We start from the raw sequence: 16676 nt of genomic DNA, 5'->3' as shown, positions 1-16676 counted from the left end.
GTGGAGATTTTGTTCATCCCCACTCATTATTAGCCCTCACTTTTATAATAAAATTAGGAGCAAATGATTGCTCCTAATTTTTGTTAAGCTGCTTTACGTCTCCATAATACATATGCAGAAGCGATACATAATACACCCATACCTACTTGTGTAGCTGCACTATGAGAAGATGCTCCTGTTTGTGGTAATTGATTCTTATTCTTGTTTGTTTCTTTATTAACTCGTTCGTTATCTACAACAACTTTTAGATTTTCATCTTTTGGTTGTTCTTGTAACTCTTCTTGTTGTTTCGGCTGTTCTACAACTTCTTTTTCTTCTACAGTTGTCTCTGGCTCTACAATTGGTTTCGTATCAATTTCATTCTCTACTACATTTGACCAATCATAAATCGATTTTCCAAGATCTTTAAACTGAAGTAAAGCTAAAAATGCTTGCTCTGTAGCCATTCCGCTACCTTTTTGATCACTTGGTAACCATTTAAACTCACCATTTGGAAGCTGGTATGACATTAAATTTTGTACTGCTTTATTAAGACGATCGTGATCTACATCTTTAACTAGCGATAGTCCAATAATTGCTTGTGCAGTACTATTAGAATTCTCTTGTCCATCAGCGGCAAAACCACCATTACCTAGCTGCTGCTTGTATAAATAATCAACAGCTTTTTGAATAGCTGGCTTTACATCTGCTTGATCTTGATAAGGAGCTAATGCTGCTAATACCATACTTGTTACATCAACGTTACTAGCACTTTCTTTACTACTTGAACTATCATATGTCCAGCCACCGTCTGTATGCTGCGCTTGTAAAAGTGCTTGTACTAAAGCAGCTCGATTCCATTTTGCTTCGGCCGGAATCTCATATTTCTTTGTATCTAATGCAAGTAATGTAAATGCGTATCCTGTAACGGAATTCACTTTATCTGATTCAAATAAATTTTGTACTAAATTTTGTCCCTCTACCTTTGTAGGATCAACATTCATTGCATTCATCATAATAATCGTTCTAGCTAAATCTGTTGCTGAAAAACGATTTAAACGCTTCTTAATCTTTTCAGCTACTGGCTTAACATAGTTTATTTTCGTTTCAAGCGGAACATTTACACCTGAACGAGCAAGTCCAATCGCAACCCAATCACTACCAATTCCATCTTGTAACATCTTTTCTGATGTTTTAGAAATCGCTTCGTTTAATTGTGCTGCTGGAATTTCAACTTTCTCTTCCTTTGGTTGTTCTGTTACTTTATCTTCTGGTTTACCATCTGGTTTTTCTGTTTTCGGTTCCTCTGGTTTACCATCTGGCTTTTCTGTTTTCGGTTCTTCTGGCTTACCATCTGGCTTTTCTGTTTTCGGTTCTTCTGGTTTACCATCTGGCTTTTCTGTTTTCGGTTCCTCTGGTTTACCATTTGGCTTTTCTGTTTTCGGTTCCTCTGGTTTTGGCTCTTCTACAGTTTTACAAGTGCCAAATTTATCTAACGTTTGTTGCAACGTTTGTTGACTCATATTGCTCCAGTCTGCAACGTAACGAAATGCAACAACATCCCCAGACTCTAATTTATAACTATCCGCCCCAACTTCTGCAGATTTATCATTTACATCATACAACCAACCGCTCGTTGCTCCGGCCATTAATCCATCGATGCCCTTTATATACGTTCCAAATGACATACTTTCAGATGTTACTTTGTCACCCATAACTTTTTGTAGCAAACTAAAAGCTGTTTCTCCATCTTCAATGGAAACTTCTTTCGGACATAACATAATTCCTTTTTGTGATTCACCAATAATTGCAAGTTTCGCTGTCTTTCCTTCAGCAAACGTAATATGTACTGTATTCGCAAAAGAAACAAATACAAGTGCCACTGCCATTAATGATGTAAGCAGCCATTTCTTTAACATTGCCATCCCAAAATTCCCTCCCTTTACTAACATTCACACAAAAAAAGACCCTTTAAGGGTATGCGGTTGACACTCTCTTTTTGTAAGTGTCGAACAAAAATGTACAACACCTCCTACCCGCATTATTCGCGGCTATATTTGTATAGGAAAAATAATTTCGTTTATGAACGCACCATTGTGATAACATTCACTTTTCTAGGCACAACTTACTTCCATTTAAGTTATCGTAAAACGATAAACCTATACATTCTGTTAATTTTAAATTTCTGTATTATTTTACTATTGACAAAGAATTTTGTCCATGCTTTATCGGATTTATTTTCTAAGAATAGTAACTTACTAACCTTTAACGATGCAAACTCTTTTCACTAATAATGACGCCATCTTCATCCGCATACACATATTCATTTGGCTTCCATTCTACTTGTCCAAATTGCAATGAAATACCACGCTCTCCTTTTCCTTCTTTTATACTTCTATTTGGCATCGTCCCTAACGCTAAAATACCAATATCTATATTCTTTAGTTCACTAGAATCACGAACATATCCATTCACAATAATCCCTGCTAGCTTTCTTTCCTCCGCAATAGCTGCCAAATTATCACCAAGTAACGCACAATTCGTAGACGCTCCGCCATCAACAACTAATACCGTTCCTTCTGGTAATGTTTGCAATCCTTCCTTCACTAGTACATTATCATCCTTCACTTTTACCGTTGCGATTTTCCCATAGAATTGTTTTTTCTTCCCGAAAGACCGAAAAGACTGGCGACATATTTGTAATTCCTTTTCAAATTCATCACATAGATCCGTAGTTTTCCACATCTCTTTCCCTCTTTTCTTTTCCTTTTATATTACATATTCTTGGATTTTTTTCGTTTCCCTGTCTAATGTTGCAACAATTTGTATGTGCAGAAAAAGGATAGAAAAACTATTGCCTTAAGAAGCCACCTTTATTATAATCTATTTCACAGATAAATTTCAGAATATTAAAAATTAACCAGGTGAAAAAGGAGGGGTTTTATGCAATTACAAACCGAGGTAAAAAAACAGCCGAGTAAACGAAAGTTTAAAATGCCTGACGCGTACGTACTACTATTTTTTATTGCTTTACTTTGTGCAATAGCTACATATTTCGTTCCTGCTGGAGAATTTAAAAGAGTCACAAACGGTACTGTTACAACGACAATACCAGGAAGTTATCATTCTGTTCCACAATCGCCGGTAGGGTTTGTTTCTTTTTTTACCGCTATTGAAAAAGGAATGACACTTGCTGCTCCTATCATCTTCTTAATTTTATTTACAGGTGGAGCCATTGCAATTCTTGAAAAAACAGGTGCTCTTGACGGTTTAATCTATCATGTAATTAACAAATTTCGGAATCAGCAATTACTTTTCATTTGCATTGTCGCCGCACTCTTTTCTATTCTCGGAACGACTGGTATTATCGTGAACTCAGTTATCGGCTTTATCCCCATCGGCATCATCGTTGCACGCACATTAAAATGGGACGCTATCGTCGGCGTAGCAATTATTTATTTAGGCACTTATGCTGGTTTTAATGCTACTATTTTATCTCCCTCACCTTTAGGCATTTCACAAAAAATCGCAGAACTCCCGATGTTTTCAGGAATTGGTTTACGTACGGCAATTTATATCTCTTTTTTAATTGCTACCATTTTGTATATTAATTGGTATGTAAAACGCTTAAAAAAATCGAATAAAGGAAGCATACTCGGAGATAACTGGTTTCCAAGTAATGCTCTTTCAAGTGAGAAAGAAACAGAGAAAACAGAAGTTCCTTGGACAATACGTCATAAATTAATTTTACTCGTTTCTGCTTTATCATTAATTGCATTTTTAATAGGCGCTTTTCGTCTACATTGGACGGACGCAGAAATGACCGCTACTTTTATATTCATAGCAATTACAGCGGGAATAATAGGTGGTATGAAAGCAAACGATATCACTTCTACTTTTCTAGCAGGCTGCCAAAATCTCATATACGGTGCTTTGATCGTCGGAATGGCTCGTTGTATTTCAGTCATTTTAGAACAAGGCAAATTACTTGATACAATCGTTAATCAACTCGCACAGTCTCTCGAAGGACATAGCCCTGTATTTGGCGTTCTCGGCATGTATGTAAGTAGTGCCGCATTACATTTCCTCATTTCATCCGGGACAGGAGAATCTGTTATTTTCATTCCGATATTAGCTCCATTAGCCGATTTCATGCATATTACACGCCAAGTTACAGTACAGGCTGTTATGCTTGGAGAAGGTGTAGTGAACTGCCTCAATCCAACTTCTGGTGTTTTAATGGGCGTTCTCGCAGCGAGCGGCATTTCTTATGGAAAATGGATTCGCTTCATGGCTCCACTTGCATTCATTTGGTTTATCATCGGACTTATTTTTCTTATTGTTGGTGTGAATATTGAATGGGGACCGTATTAAAAGACTCTTATTATACTTAACTTGATAAAATATCTATCCTATTCTCCAATCCTATAAAAATCACTTATTCTAGTATAGATATAAACAGGGATTGATCATAGTGATCAATCCCTTCTCTCAAAGCAAAATACCTTTAAATATTTTAATTCCAAATTTTATTTACCCATTCAGGATGATCAATAAAAGGATTGCGATTATGTTGATATTTTGTAAAAATCACTTCATTACGCTTTCGCTCTAAATCATCTACCGGGTCTTGTTCATTCCATTTTAGTAAAACGGATAGTTTACCCATGTATGGATCTTTATTGTTATTCACCTTTTCATTTAATTCTAAGTCTATTTCGCCGTTGTCTCCTTCATAACGAACAGCCATGTAAAATAGCATTCTAGCGATATCTCCTTTTACACTATCACGAGGTTCCCAAGAATCACTATCGTACTTACATTCTGTCGCTTCTGAATGATTCACACCACCATTATCAAAATCCAGATTTCCACGTGAGCTATTTACAGATACATCCGTCGCTCTTAAATGATGCAAATCTGTCCCAGCTCCTGCAGTCGTTCCAAAATCACCGTGAGATTTTGCCCAAACATGCTCTCGGTTCCAATTATCAACTCCTGAACCATTCGTAAGTTTCCCTTGCGAACGCCCAGTATATAAGAGTAGCACATTGTTTTTATTATTTGGATCTTCATCAGTATCTCTTAATGCTTCCCAAACCGCACTGTATGATATCTTTGTATGATCATCAATAATATTATGAAGTTCCTTCTTTAATTCTAAACCCATTTTTCCTATTGCATTATTATAATATGTATCGTCATAGCTTTTTACAATAATCTCTTGTGGTGATGCAGAAGCTACTTCACCGTGTATGATATCTGTGAATGATAAAGATGCAGTACCTAAAATAAAAAATGAAGATAGTGTAACCATAGCAAGCCTTGTATTTCTAAACTTCATATACCCATTTCCCCTTTAAAATATAATTTGAAGCTATTAACTAAAAAATGCTTTCTAGCCCCCAAAAACTTTTAGAAAGCCATACCCATCCTTTTCTATTTATTTAATACAAAACTCTATTGAGTCTGTATTATTTCCACACTTTTTGTTTATCTACTTTTCACAAGGAATATCCTTCTCTAGTAAAGATTATTAAATTATTCTTTACAATTAAAAAGTAGTTTAATGTTAACTTATAAATTTCAATTTTTTTATGCAATTATGCATATTTGATAAATCGTTCGACTTTTCTTTTTTCTATAACTGTCTTTATTTTTTGTGTAAAACCCTTCTTCCTCTGTAGAATAAGTACAAAAATAGATTGGATACCATGTAAGGCACCAATCTATTTTAATTAAAGATACTTTGGTAACTCTGAGTTCACAACACATTGTGCAGTAATGATAACATTTTTATATTGAGACAGAACTACTACTATTTATTTGGTATCGAATCTATATACTTTTTAACTACTTCATATACATATTCTTGATTTGCCGCCGCTGTGTTTGGGTTGTATTTTCCGCCGTTTGTTTTATTGTTAGATAATACGCGAATCCCTAAAAATGGTACGTCATAAGCTTTTGCGATTTGCGCTGCTGCTGCACCTTCCATTTCTTCTACAGATGTACCGTATTTTGTATGGAACCATTTAATTCTATCAACTTCATTATTCCAAACGTCTGCTGAACCTATAGTACCTTCCACCACTTTACCTTTTGTATATTTATCTTTCACTGCATTAGCTGCTGCAAGTAAATCCTTATCTCCCTCATAGTATCGAATTTTCTCAGCATTGGGATCTTCTCCTGCACTTCCTTCAGAAGCCATTAAGTCCATAGATATCCATTTTGCCGGTTCAATCCCTTGGTTCTCATCCATATTTGTTGTTTTTAATGATCCTATATTCGCGACTTGTTTTCCTAAAACAATATCAAATACGTTTAAATTAGGATCATGTCCACCTGATGTTCCTTGGTTAATAATCGCTATAGGCTTATATTTTTCAATAGCCACTGCTGTAGCGGCTGCTGTATTTTCCATTCCTTTACCTGTTTTCGCAACGATTACAGGATAATTGTCTACAGTTCCTTTATAAAATACGAAACTCCCAGATTTTTCTTCTTTCACATTTTTTAACCTTTTTGCAAATTTTTCAGCTTCTATTGGCATTGGACCTTGAATTAAGATAGGGTTTTGAGTGCTTTTTGCCTCTGCTGCTTGTTTTGGACTAGCATTACATCCTGCAAGTATTGAGAATGATAATGCAACAGTAGTTACTAGGGCAGCACATTTTTTCAACGTATTCTTCTTCATAAATAATCTCCTCTTTCTCTTGTTGTTTTCTATACTCGATGTTTTGGTCCAAAGAAAAAAGCTCTAGAAATTGTAGAAGAATCTCTACTTTCTAGAACTACGGTAGTCAAAGTTAATTAAGCAAAAGATGAGGCCATTGCTAAATTATAGAACGGTAGCGCTCAATACAGAAAGCGACCGAATACTTTAACCCGTAGTCCAGTTCTTTCATTGGGAACTAGGTAGAAACGCTCGGACCATATTACCGAGTATATACGAGTGATGTTATTTAAAATTATTATATTGGTAATATAACAAACTTTTAGTGTATACGCAATCTAAAAGTGAACATTTTTAATAAAAATAATAAAAACGTTCGTTTTTACAACTTAAATAGTTAGGATTTATCATTCTTAAATGGATAACGGCGCTAAAAAACTCACAACCTATATACTAAACTAGATTAACCTACAACAACCGATCTTTTACAGACAATTACTCCACCTTTTCAGCGTTTGAGGCATTTACTACTACATAATTCGGTATTGTCGCAACGAGTTGTATTAAATGTTGATACATACTAATTTGCATCATTTCATTCGCCTTTTCAGCATTTCCAAGCATTTGATACGCCTGCGCAATTATATCTTCCTCTGGAAAGTTAGGACGTATCGTTTCGCCAAGTAATTGAAGCACCTCATTTGGTCTATTGAGTATAAGATAGCAAGTTGCTTTAAACGATACCGCCTCTTTCACAAGAGAAACATCTTCACTTTCTCCCTGCACTCGGCTAAAGAGATACATTGCCTCTTCTAAAATTTCAATTCTTCTATCCATATCCTCTGTTAACATGTGGTGATTAATAAAAAGTAGCCCCATTTGAATTAATAATGGAAAACAAGAATAATATTTTTTTGTCACTTCCCTGCAATCCATCATTACTTCATCAAACGGTTCTTCACTAAAAGCTTCCGCTAGTCTATGATATAAATTTTTAATATCTTCCTGTTCCATTTGCAGTGTATAACAGATTAATTCATCTATACTTATGTTAAAGTACGATGCTAACAGTGGCACAAATGTAATATCCGGATAACTCTGCCCAGTCTCCCATTTGGAAACAGATGCTTTCGTAATACCGATATACGCCGCTAACTCTTCCTATGTAATTCCTTTTTCTTTTCTCTTATCCGCAATGATTTTATGAATATGAATTTCTCTCACTGTATCACCTCATACTTTTATTATATGTACTTTATTTCACACAAAATATAGATTTCAAGTCGACTTTCGTTAACAAAATCAACTGTTAGGAAACATCTCTCTAAAATAAAAGAAGCTCCAAATTTTATTATATTTAGGTCATAGATATTAAACTTAATAAAATCAAAGGCAGGAACATATTTGATATGTTCCTGCCTTTTTATTGTGGGGTACCGATACATAGCCATCTAGCTAAGATTTTGAAGTGCTTCAAAATCAAAAATTTCATCTCACCACAGTTTTCTATGAGAATCCAGTGAACAGCTTATTTACATAATTTTCGTTATTGGAAGTCAAAATGTTACGTTACAAAGATTACAATAGGGGGCAAAATTCCCTCTCCTAATTTTCCTACCGCATTTTGGACAAGTTACCACTCGACTTTCACTTGTTTGAAGTTCTATCTTACTTATTGCTATTACTCGTAAGGCAGCCATCCCTCCTATTAGAAGAAGCGTAATGAGCATTTCCATTTTTCTTGTTCTCCTTTCTTTCATTACAGTTACCTCTAATTATTTTCTAAGAGGTTTTGTGATTTTACATTTTTCCGATGCTTACGCAGATGTAACGAACCCACCAATAAATTGCTTAGACTTAATGCTATGAGTACCCATGTAATTGCTTTTCTTATACCTTCTACATATTGTCCATACGCAACTTATCCAGAAGCCACGGCTAGCATGAAACATGAAATACTCATCCATAAATGATTGACCTGTCTTTTCATGATGAAATCTCCACCTTTTTTCCTTATTGTACCATTTCAAAAAAAGTGATGTGCGGTGTTTTTTGGATTGTATATTCCATACAAGTATAGTTAACATAACGTTTCATTATCGGTAGCAAGGAAAAAGAAGAACCCTGCTCTCACAAGGGAACCTTCCTTTTTAGTTCTATGAATCTATACATTTTTTTATACATTCCTATCCTGGCACGGTTTTAGGGTTCATGTTTGTTACTAGATTAGCCAAAAAACTGTATAAAATCTTGCATGCTCTTAGCGTGGGGGTTTTCCAAAATACTGGCATCCCCCAATATGTGCTTTCTTATGGGTATTTCTTGAACCCTCATTAAAACACTTTCCCGTCCTTTGTCTATCTTTAAAAGTAACTCTGCTTGTTTATTTAAAGTCCTTGCAACGAGGCATTGTACTCCTCCTAAAGCCAAACAAATGATTAAAATTACACATCCATATTATACTAATTAAACTAAAAATTCATTCTCTTTTCATTTCATTTCATTCATTATATAAATAAAAAAGGATAATCCGCCCTCATAATGGACTAATTATCCTATAAATCTTTATCTAAATTTAATAAAATTAGAACTTCTTTTCCTATGTATACTTATTTCGTTATTTCACCAAACTGCGCTCTCGTCACTTTCGCCAAGTCATCAACTTTAAGCTCAATTTGCACTCCAATTTTCCCGCCACTTACAATGATTGTTTCAAGTGATTGGGCACTTTCATCAATACATGTAGAAAATAATTTCTTCATTCCTACTGGTGAACAACCGCCGCGAATATACCCTGAAACTTTCGTAATATCTTTAACAGGAATCATTTCTATCTTCTTTTCACCGACCGCCTTTGCGGCTGCTTTTAAATTTAGTTCCTCATCTACTGGGATAATGAACACATGATAATCCTTACTATTCCCTTGAGCGACAAGTGTTTTATATACTTCTCTCACTTCTCGTCCAATTTTCTCTGCTACGGATACTCCATCAATTTTCCCATCGTCCGGATCATATGACATCATCGAATATTCAATTTTTTCTTTATCTAATATTCGCATCGCATTAGTTTTATCTTTTTTCATAGCGGTCTCCTTAAAAAGTTATTTCATATTATTAAGTTTTCTTTTATTATACACTCTTTTCAATTTCTCCTACATAACTTCACGTATTCTTCAAAACTGAAAATATTGATATTTCCAAATTCATCTGATATAATTTGGAAAAACTTATGTTAAGGAGAGATTTTTAATGCGAACTTTTAATACTTCTTTCCAACTTCATCATCATACGTAACGCCGTGTATCCGAAGAAAAATTTTTCTTCGTGGGTACAGGGCTTTTCCTGTTGACCACGAAGCGTTCATAAAGCTATGTGGGTATTTTTATACCTGCATAGCTTTTTTTAATTTAAAAGAGGAGTGATTATGGTGGAAATGAAAAATGTAAAAGGGACAAAAGATTATTTACCAGAGGAACAAGTACTACGAAATAAAATTAAAAGAGCTTGTGAAGATACGTTTGAACGTTATGGCTGTAAACCGTTAGAGACACCAACGTTAAATATGTATGAGCTTATGTCTTACAAGTACGGTGGTGGCGATGAAATTTTAAAAGAAATATATACACTTAAGGATCAAGGAAAACGCGAGCTTGCCTTACGTTACGATTTAACAATTCCATTCGCTAAAGTCGTGGCGATGAATCCGAACATCCGCCTACCCTTTAAACGCTATGAAATTGGGAAAGTATTTCGAGATGGGCCAATTAAACAAGGAAGATTCCGTGAGTTCATTCAATGTGACGTTGATATAGTCGGTGTAGAATCAGTCATGGCGGAAGCTGAACTCATGAGCATGGCGTTTGAATTATTCCGAACGTTAAACTTAGAAGTAACGATTCAATATAATAATCGAAAATTATTAAATGGTATTCTTCAGGCGATTAACATGCCTACTGAACTAACGAGTGACGTAATCTTATCATTGGATAAAATCGAAAAGATTGGAATTGATGGTGTACGAAAAGATGTATTGGAGCGCGGGATTACTGTAGAAATGGCCGATACAATATGTAATACTGTTTTATCTTGCCTAAAGCTCCCTATAGCCGACTTTAAAGACACTTTCAATAATACACTTGTCACCGATGGAGTAGAGGAACTACAACAACTACAGCAATACTTACTCGCTCTCGGAATAAATGAAAATACGATATTCAATCCGTTTTTAGCAAGAGGACTCACAATGTATACAGGCACTGTGTATGAAATCTTTCTAAAAGATGGCACGATTACATCTAGTATCGGTAGCGGTGGTCGATACGATAATATTATCGGAGCATTCCGTGGTGATAATATGAACTATCCAACAGTCGGTATTTCATTCGGATTAGATGTCATTTATACAGCTCTATCACAGAAAGAAACCATATCATCTACAGCAGATCTTTTTATCATTCCACTCGGGACAGAATTACAATGTTTACAAATCGCCCAGCAATTGCGTTCTACTACTTCCTTAAAAATCGAACTTGAACTAACTGGACGTAAATTGAAACGTGCCCTTAATTATGCAAATAAAGAAAATATCCCGTATGTGCTAATAATTGGTGAAGAGGAACTATCTACAGAAACAGTTGTATTGCGTAATATGAAGGAAGGTACTGAAGTGAAGATTCCCCTCTCTTCCTTGGAAAATAACACATTTAATAACTATATATAATAAGCGCCACCCTCATTTGGGTGGTTTTTCTAGTGCATAAATAAAGAGTCATTCAGTTTACATAATATAATTATTGATTTCTATAAATGTGATTTTCAACCATATAAAAAAGAGGGCAGATATGCATCTCCCTCTTTTGTCTAACTCTTTTATTATTATTCTTGTTCTTGCTCGTCCATAATCTTCTCGAACGCTGCAGATACTTTTTCAAATTCCTCGTCATTCTCTATGTATGAGAATTCATTATCTTCTTCTACTTTTAAAAAGAAGATATCAATGTCTTCCTCAGTTTCTGTTTGAATGTCTTCTACAAAGGCAACCGCAATGTATTCTGCACCTTCGACATCCATCGCTCCAAGCACTTCAACTTCCTGTTCTTCATTATTCTCATCGGTAAGACTAAAAATTTTGCCTACTTCAATTGCTTCCATATTCATTCTCCTCCTATCATACTCTAAAAAATAAAACGTTCAAATTGCACACTTACTAACATATCTTTCCATAAAAAAGTTGAATTCATACAGAAAGAACAACAAATTCTTGCTGATTCAGCAAAAGTATTCAACTATAAGGATATCATTTATGAATAGGAATGAACATATTTTAAATGAGATAATTGGATTAATTAATTTAAAATCCTTCTTTAGATTTCCGAAAGACCTCCATGTTCCATAATGATTCTTTCATATAGGCAGCTGGAATGCCACCTTTCAATCTGTAAGTAAATACTAAAATAGCACCTCCTATCCTGATTCCTTTCCGTACGTTTTTAGGATGAGAGATAAATCCTTCTATATAAACTAAAGAGACTTATGCAGCAATTCCAATACATCTTTCATCGCAAAAGGACCGTCTTTTTTTACATGCTCAGCGAATTCCGAAACGAGACGTAACGTTTTCACACTTTCGATTGGATGCTCTCCTGACGCACTTTCAGCAGAAAGCATAACAGCATTCGTTCCGTCCAGTACAGCTTGAAATACATCTGTCACCTCAGCTCTTGTAGGAATAGAATGATCTACCATAGATTGAAGCATTTGTGTCGCTGTAATGACATATGTATTCGTTCGATTGCACTCACGAATCATCATTTTTTGTAACAGTGGAATAAATTGATACGGCAATTCCACACCTAAATCTCCCCTTGCGATCATAATGCCATCCGCTTCTTTGCATATGTCTTGAAAATTCTCGATTGCTTCCATCGTTTCTATTTTTGCAATTAAATTTGGGGAAGTTTCTTTATGTTCATGTATAAAACTTCGTATTTCCTTTATATGACTAGGTTTTCGAACGAAAGAACACGCAATAAAATCAACTTCCTCTTCTAGAAGAAATTGAATATCTTTTTTATCTTTCTCCGTAATAGCTGGCAAACTAACAATTGCGCCTGGTAAGTTCACCCCTTTATGAGAGGAAATATTGCCACCTGTTTTTATTCTCGTTTCTATTTTTTCCGAACTTATCTTTTCAACGATTAACTCAACTTCTCCATCATTAATAAGAATTCTACTTCCCACTTTCACGTCATTCGCGATCCCTACATAATCAACACTTGCTCCTTCTTTATTCCCTTGCACTGGATTGGTATGTAAAGTAAATAACTCCCCTGCTTCAAGTGTAATTTGTTCCTCTTTCATTTCACCCAATCTTATTTTAGGACCTTGTACATCCCCTAGAATTTTAATAGAATCGTCTAACGATTTTACTAAACGAATGATGTCTTTATGACTTTCATGCGTACCATGTGATAAATTTAACCGAACAATTTTCATACCATTGTTTATTAACTGAGCTAACGTTTCTTCATTATTACTCGCTGGCCCAATTGTACAAACTCGATCAATTGTCATGTCCCCACCATCCTTTTTTAAATGTTTCCCATAAAATAAAGAGAAGATTCTTTTTATAGGAAAGACCGTGTAACTAAGGGTGCAAAGAGGTTTTATATGAAGAGAATATTTTGCTGAAGAAATAGCTTGAATTTAACTTTTTGTGCCCAACATTTTGACTCAATCGTTATTGTTAGTTTCGTTGCAATGGGGTACTACTAATAATAAATCTTGTTTACATACGAACGTTAGATTGGGATATCGAAAACGACCTATGGAGGAACCACAATGACTACTCTTCGAAAAAAAATAATGGGACTAACATTAGCGGGAACGGTAGCACTATTTACATTAGCAACAGGAATCATAATGAACGATAACGAGGTAAAAGCTGAGGTAAAAAAAGCAGGAAAGCAACCTAAAAATGTGATTTTTATGGTTATAGATGGGACAAGTTCTTCTGCTACAACATTAGCCCGGTGGTATAAAGGTTCACCTCTTGCACTAGATCAAATTGTATCCGGAGGTGTTCGTACATACTCAGCAGAATCGGCTATTACGGACTCTGCACCAGCAGCCACAGCTTTAGCGACAGGAAATAAATCAAATTCAGGCTACGTGGGCGTATTACCTTCTGTTGTGAATTCACCTGGCTTAGAACCAGTGAAAGAAGAATGCAAGTTTCGTCCAGTTGCCAACGTCTTAGAAGGCGCAAAACGTTCCGGCCGCGCGACAGGAATCATTGCTACATCAGAAATTCAACATGCTACTCCGGCTAGTTTCTCTGCCCACCACGTTAACCGTAAAGATTTCGAAGTACTTGGTGAACAGCAAGTGTATCAAAATATAGAAGTTGTATTAGGTGGTGGAAAAGCAGCACTTCAGCCTACGACAAGCAACGGAATTCGTAAAGACAACGAAGATTTAGTAAAAGTAATTCGAGGAAAAGGGTACGACTTTGTCGAAACAAAAGATGCGTTATTAAACTCCAAATCAAATAAAATCTGGGGTTCTTTCTCTAATACTGCCCTTGCGTTCGATATGGATCGTAAAGCAAACCATCTAAAGCAACCAACTCTTTCCCAGATGACGAGAAAAGCAATTCAAGCATTATCAAAAGATAAAGATGGTTTTTTCTTATTCGTAGAAGGTAGTAAGGCAGATTGGGCAGCACATGCAAATGACCCAATCGGGATGATTAGCGATGTATTGGCATTTGATGATGCAGTTACAGAAGCATTAGAATTTGCGAAGAAAGACGGTAACACTATGGTCATTGCTTTAGCGGATCATGGTAATAGCGGTATTTCCATTGGTAACAGTAATACAACAAAAGGATATGATACCACACCAGTATCAGCTTACATTGCCCCACTGAAAAAGGCAAAAATGACACTTGAAGGTGCTACAAATAAACTAAAAGATGATTTATCTAATATAAAAGAGATCGCTGCTCTTTACGGTTTAGACGACCTAACTGATAATGAAAGAGAAAAGTTAAACGCTGCACAAAAGAAAACTGATGTAGGTCCAATCCTTACTAAATTATTGGCCAACCGGGCGAACATCGGTTTTACAACTGGTGGTCATACGGGTGAAGATGTATTCTTATACTCTTACGGTCCTCAAAAGCCATACGGTTTAGTCCAAAATACAGACATTGCGAAAATAATGGCCAAAGCAATGGGCTTTCAATTAGGAGAATTATCTAAAAAATTATTCTTAGATGCTGAAACATCCTTTAAACAAATTGGTGCAACTGTAACGATTGACAAAAAAGATGTACGAAACCCGGTGCTTGTAGTAAAACGCAATAATACGGAGGCCAAATTGTTTGTTAATAAAAACATTATCTATATTGGTGGGAAAGATTATGAATTAGGAGGCATCGTTGTAGAAAGCAACGGGAAATTCTATGTACCTGAAAAAGCACTTCAACTATTCACAAAGCATTCTCGCTAAATTTAAAAACAGACATAAAAAAACGCTATCCTTTCTATAGAAAGGGTAGCGTTTTTTTCGTTATATAGATACAAATTTATCTTATTAAATCCATTCAACAATAGTATCCATAGTTTGTCTTGTTTTATTAAATTTTGGTTCTCCTTTACGGTATCCGAATGCAACCATAACTGACACCTCAAGATTATCATCTTTTAAAATCCCTTCTTGACGAAGTAAAGAATCTACTTTTTCTTTATCGAATCCTTCCATTGGACAAGAATCAATACCGATTTGAGCTGCACTAGTCATCATATTAGCTAAAGCAATATAAGATTGCTTTGATGACCAATCAAATACAGCTCGTTCGGAGTCTAACAATTTAAAATCCGATTCTTGGAATTTTTTGAAGAATTCATATCTCATCTGTTGAGCTTCTTCAGGCAATCCAATAATATCTTTCATCATGTGCTGAATATACTCTGCATCATAGTGCATATCTTTGATGTTTCTTGAAAGAACAATGACAAAATGACTTGCTGTTGAAAGTTGCCCACCTGCTCCCCATGAATATGGTAATAGTTTTTCTCTTAATTCTTTATTTTGTACCACAATAAATTTCCAAGGCTCATATCCAAAAGAAGAAGGAGATAATCTTCCTGTTTCTAAAATAAATTTAAAATCATCTTCTGAAATTTTCTTCATAGGGTCAAACTCTTTACATGCATGTCTAAAGTTAAAAGCCTCAATAATTTTTTGTTTTGTATTTTGTTTTGTGTTAGTCATAAAAGATCCCCTTTTCATTAAATTATTATTTAACCAAATTATATTTTTAAAGTAACAATGATACAAGTACGCACATTTATGTGCTATAGTATCAAAAAAGATACTATTGTTAAGGGAGAGTCTTTTTATGATTAGTTCAAAAGAAGATGATGTAAATTATCCATTTTTAAATAAATATTCTTGTCCAGTAGAAGCTATCGTCGAGGTTATTGGTGGAAAGTGGAAAGGTGTTATTCTTTATCATTTATTAGATGGTAAGAAACGATTTAATGAATTAAAAAGATTAAAACCTAATATCACCCAAAGAATGTTAACACTTCAACTTAGAGAACTTGAAGCAGATGGCATCGTACATCGGGAGGTATATCGTGAAGTGCCCCCTAAAGTAGAATATTCGTTAACTGAACTTGGCGAGTCATTACGTCCAATTATCCTTTTAATGATGGAATGGGCGACTAATAATATGGAGCAGGTTTTGGAAAGTAGAAATAACACTAAATAGTTTTTAAAACCTGTAATTAGCCATTACAAACACCTCAAAAAAGATTGCCTCTTAGGATACTGGCAATCTTTTTTGAGTAAAAGGATTATTTTATTTAACTTTTTGTCAATATGTTGCGTTATTTGTAAATTATTGCTTACTTTTGTAAAACACAATATTTATCTATTAATTTATTCATCTTAATTGGTTATTATGTATTTGAGAGCAAATCTCAATTAAAAACCATAAGGAGTG

12 protein-coding genes, 1 pseudogene and 1 riboswitch are annotated in these 16676 nt (G+C 35.0%); of the genes and pseudogenes, 4 read left to right on the top strand and 9 right to left on the bottom strand.

The features are described from left to right. Positions 1-83: 83 nt before the first annotated feature. Both JFU18_RS26885 and rraA read right to left on the bottom strand, forming a co-directional pair. On the bottom strand, positions 84-1904 hold the full coding sequence (locus tag JFU18_RS26885; protein WP_201034101.1) for a DUF4430 domain-containing protein: 1821 nt from the start codon (positions 1902-1904) through the stop codon (positions 84-86). Between the two features lie 340 nt (positions 1905-2244). After that, positions 2245-2724 (bottom strand): ribonuclease E activity regulator RraA, encoded by a 480-nt coding sequence (gene rraA, locus JFU18_RS26880; protein ID WP_002190176.1) that lies wholly within the window; start codon positions 2722-2724, stop codon positions 2245-2247. A gap of 198 nt (positions 2725-2922) precedes the next feature. Here rraA and JFU18_RS26875 point away from each other — a divergent pair, with 198 nt between their 5' ends. After that, the gene (locus JFU18_RS26875; RefSeq protein WP_201034102.1) at positions 2923-4353 is read left to right on the top strand and encodes a YfcC family protein; all 1431 of its coding nucleotides are present in this window, start codon (positions 2923-2925) and stop codon (positions 4351-4353) included. Between the two features lie 142 nt (positions 4354-4495). Here the strand turns inward: JFU18_RS26875 and JFU18_RS26870 are convergent, their stop codons facing one another. The 4 genes and pseudogenes from JFU18_RS26870 to ybaK all read right to left on the bottom strand — a co-directional run bounded on the left by JFU18_RS26870 (position 4496) and on the right by ybaK (position 9744). Beyond that, complete coding sequence (locus JFU18_RS26870) at positions 4496-5323, bottom strand: endonuclease I family protein (protein ID WP_201034103.1); 828 nt, start codon at positions 5321-5323, stop codon at positions 4496-4498. 474 nt (positions 5324-5797) lie between these two features. Next, the gene (locus JFU18_RS26865; RefSeq protein ID WP_088039825.1) at positions 5798-6679 is read right to left on the bottom strand and encodes a 5'-methylthioadenosine/S-adenosylhomocysteine nucleosidase; all 882 of its coding nucleotides are present in this window, start codon (positions 6677-6679) and stop codon (positions 5798-5800) included. A 174-nt stretch (positions 6680-6853) separates the two neighbouring features. After that, positions 6854-6957, bottom strand: a riboswitch (purine riboswitch). Positions 6958-7156: 199 nt separating this feature from the next. Continuing rightward, positions 7157-7882: pseudogene (locus JFU18_RS26860) on the bottom strand (helix-turn-helix domain-containing protein); the annotation flags it as partial. Positions 7883-9267: 1385 nt separating this feature from the next. Then, positions 9268-9744 carry a Cys-tRNA(Pro) deacylase gene (ybaK, locus tag JFU18_RS26855; protein WP_016100996.1) on the bottom strand — a complete coding sequence of 159 codons (477 nt, stop codon included), beginning with the start codon at positions 9742-9744 and terminating at the stop codon, positions 9268-9270. A 341-nt stretch (positions 9745-10085) separates the two neighbouring features. On the opposite strand from ybaK, the gene JFU18_RS26850 reads away from it, so the two are divergent. Continuing rightward, entirely contained in the window at positions 10086-11381 is a 1296-nt protein-coding gene (locus JFU18_RS26850; RefSeq protein ID WP_207192169.1) for a histidine--tRNA ligase, read from the top strand. Between the two features lie 155 nt (positions 11382-11536). Here JFU18_RS26850 and JFU18_RS26845 read toward each other — a convergent pair whose 3' ends face one another. Then, positions 11537-11818: a DUF1292 domain-containing protein gene (locus tag JFU18_RS26845; protein ID WP_201034104.1), complete on the bottom strand. Its 282-nt coding sequence runs from the start codon at positions 11816-11818 to the stop codon at positions 11537-11539. A gap of 363 nt (positions 11819-12181) precedes the next feature. Beyond that, on the bottom strand, positions 12182-13234 hold the full coding sequence (locus JFU18_RS26840) for a pyruvate kinase (RefSeq protein ID WP_201031444.1): 1053 nt from the start codon (positions 13232-13234) through the stop codon (positions 12182-12184). 267 nt (positions 13235-13501) lie between these two features. On the opposite strand from JFU18_RS26840, the gene JFU18_RS26835 reads away from it, so the two are divergent. Continuing rightward, positions 13502-15175, top strand: coding sequence for an alkaline phosphatase (locus tag JFU18_RS26835; protein ID WP_201034105.1), 1674 nt, complete (start codon positions 13502-13504; stop codon positions 15173-15175). An 84-nt stretch (positions 15176-15259) separates the two neighbouring features. Here JFU18_RS26835 and JFU18_RS26830 read toward each other — a convergent pair whose 3' ends face one another. Continuing rightward, positions 15260-15940, bottom strand: a complete 681-nt coding sequence (locus JFU18_RS26830; RefSeq protein WP_002167961.1) for an NAD(P)H-dependent oxidoreductase — start codon at positions 15938-15940, stop codon at positions 15260-15262. Between the two features lie 127 nt (positions 15941-16067). Here JFU18_RS26830 and JFU18_RS26825 point away from each other — a divergent pair, with 127 nt between their 5' ends. Beyond that, positions 16068-16442, top strand: coding sequence for a winged helix-turn-helix transcriptional regulator (locus JFU18_RS26825; protein ID WP_002128279.1), 375 nt, complete (start codon positions 16068-16070; stop codon positions 16440-16442). Positions 16443-16676 lie beyond the last annotated feature (234 nt).

The organism is Bacillus sp. TH22 (genome assembly GCF_016651015.1).
In the GTDB taxonomy this organism is placed as follows: domain Bacteria; phylum Bacillota; class Bacilli; order Bacillales; family Bacillaceae_G; genus Bacillus_A; species Bacillus_A mycoides.
This window is presented reverse-complemented; position numbering and strand designations above follow the sequence as displayed.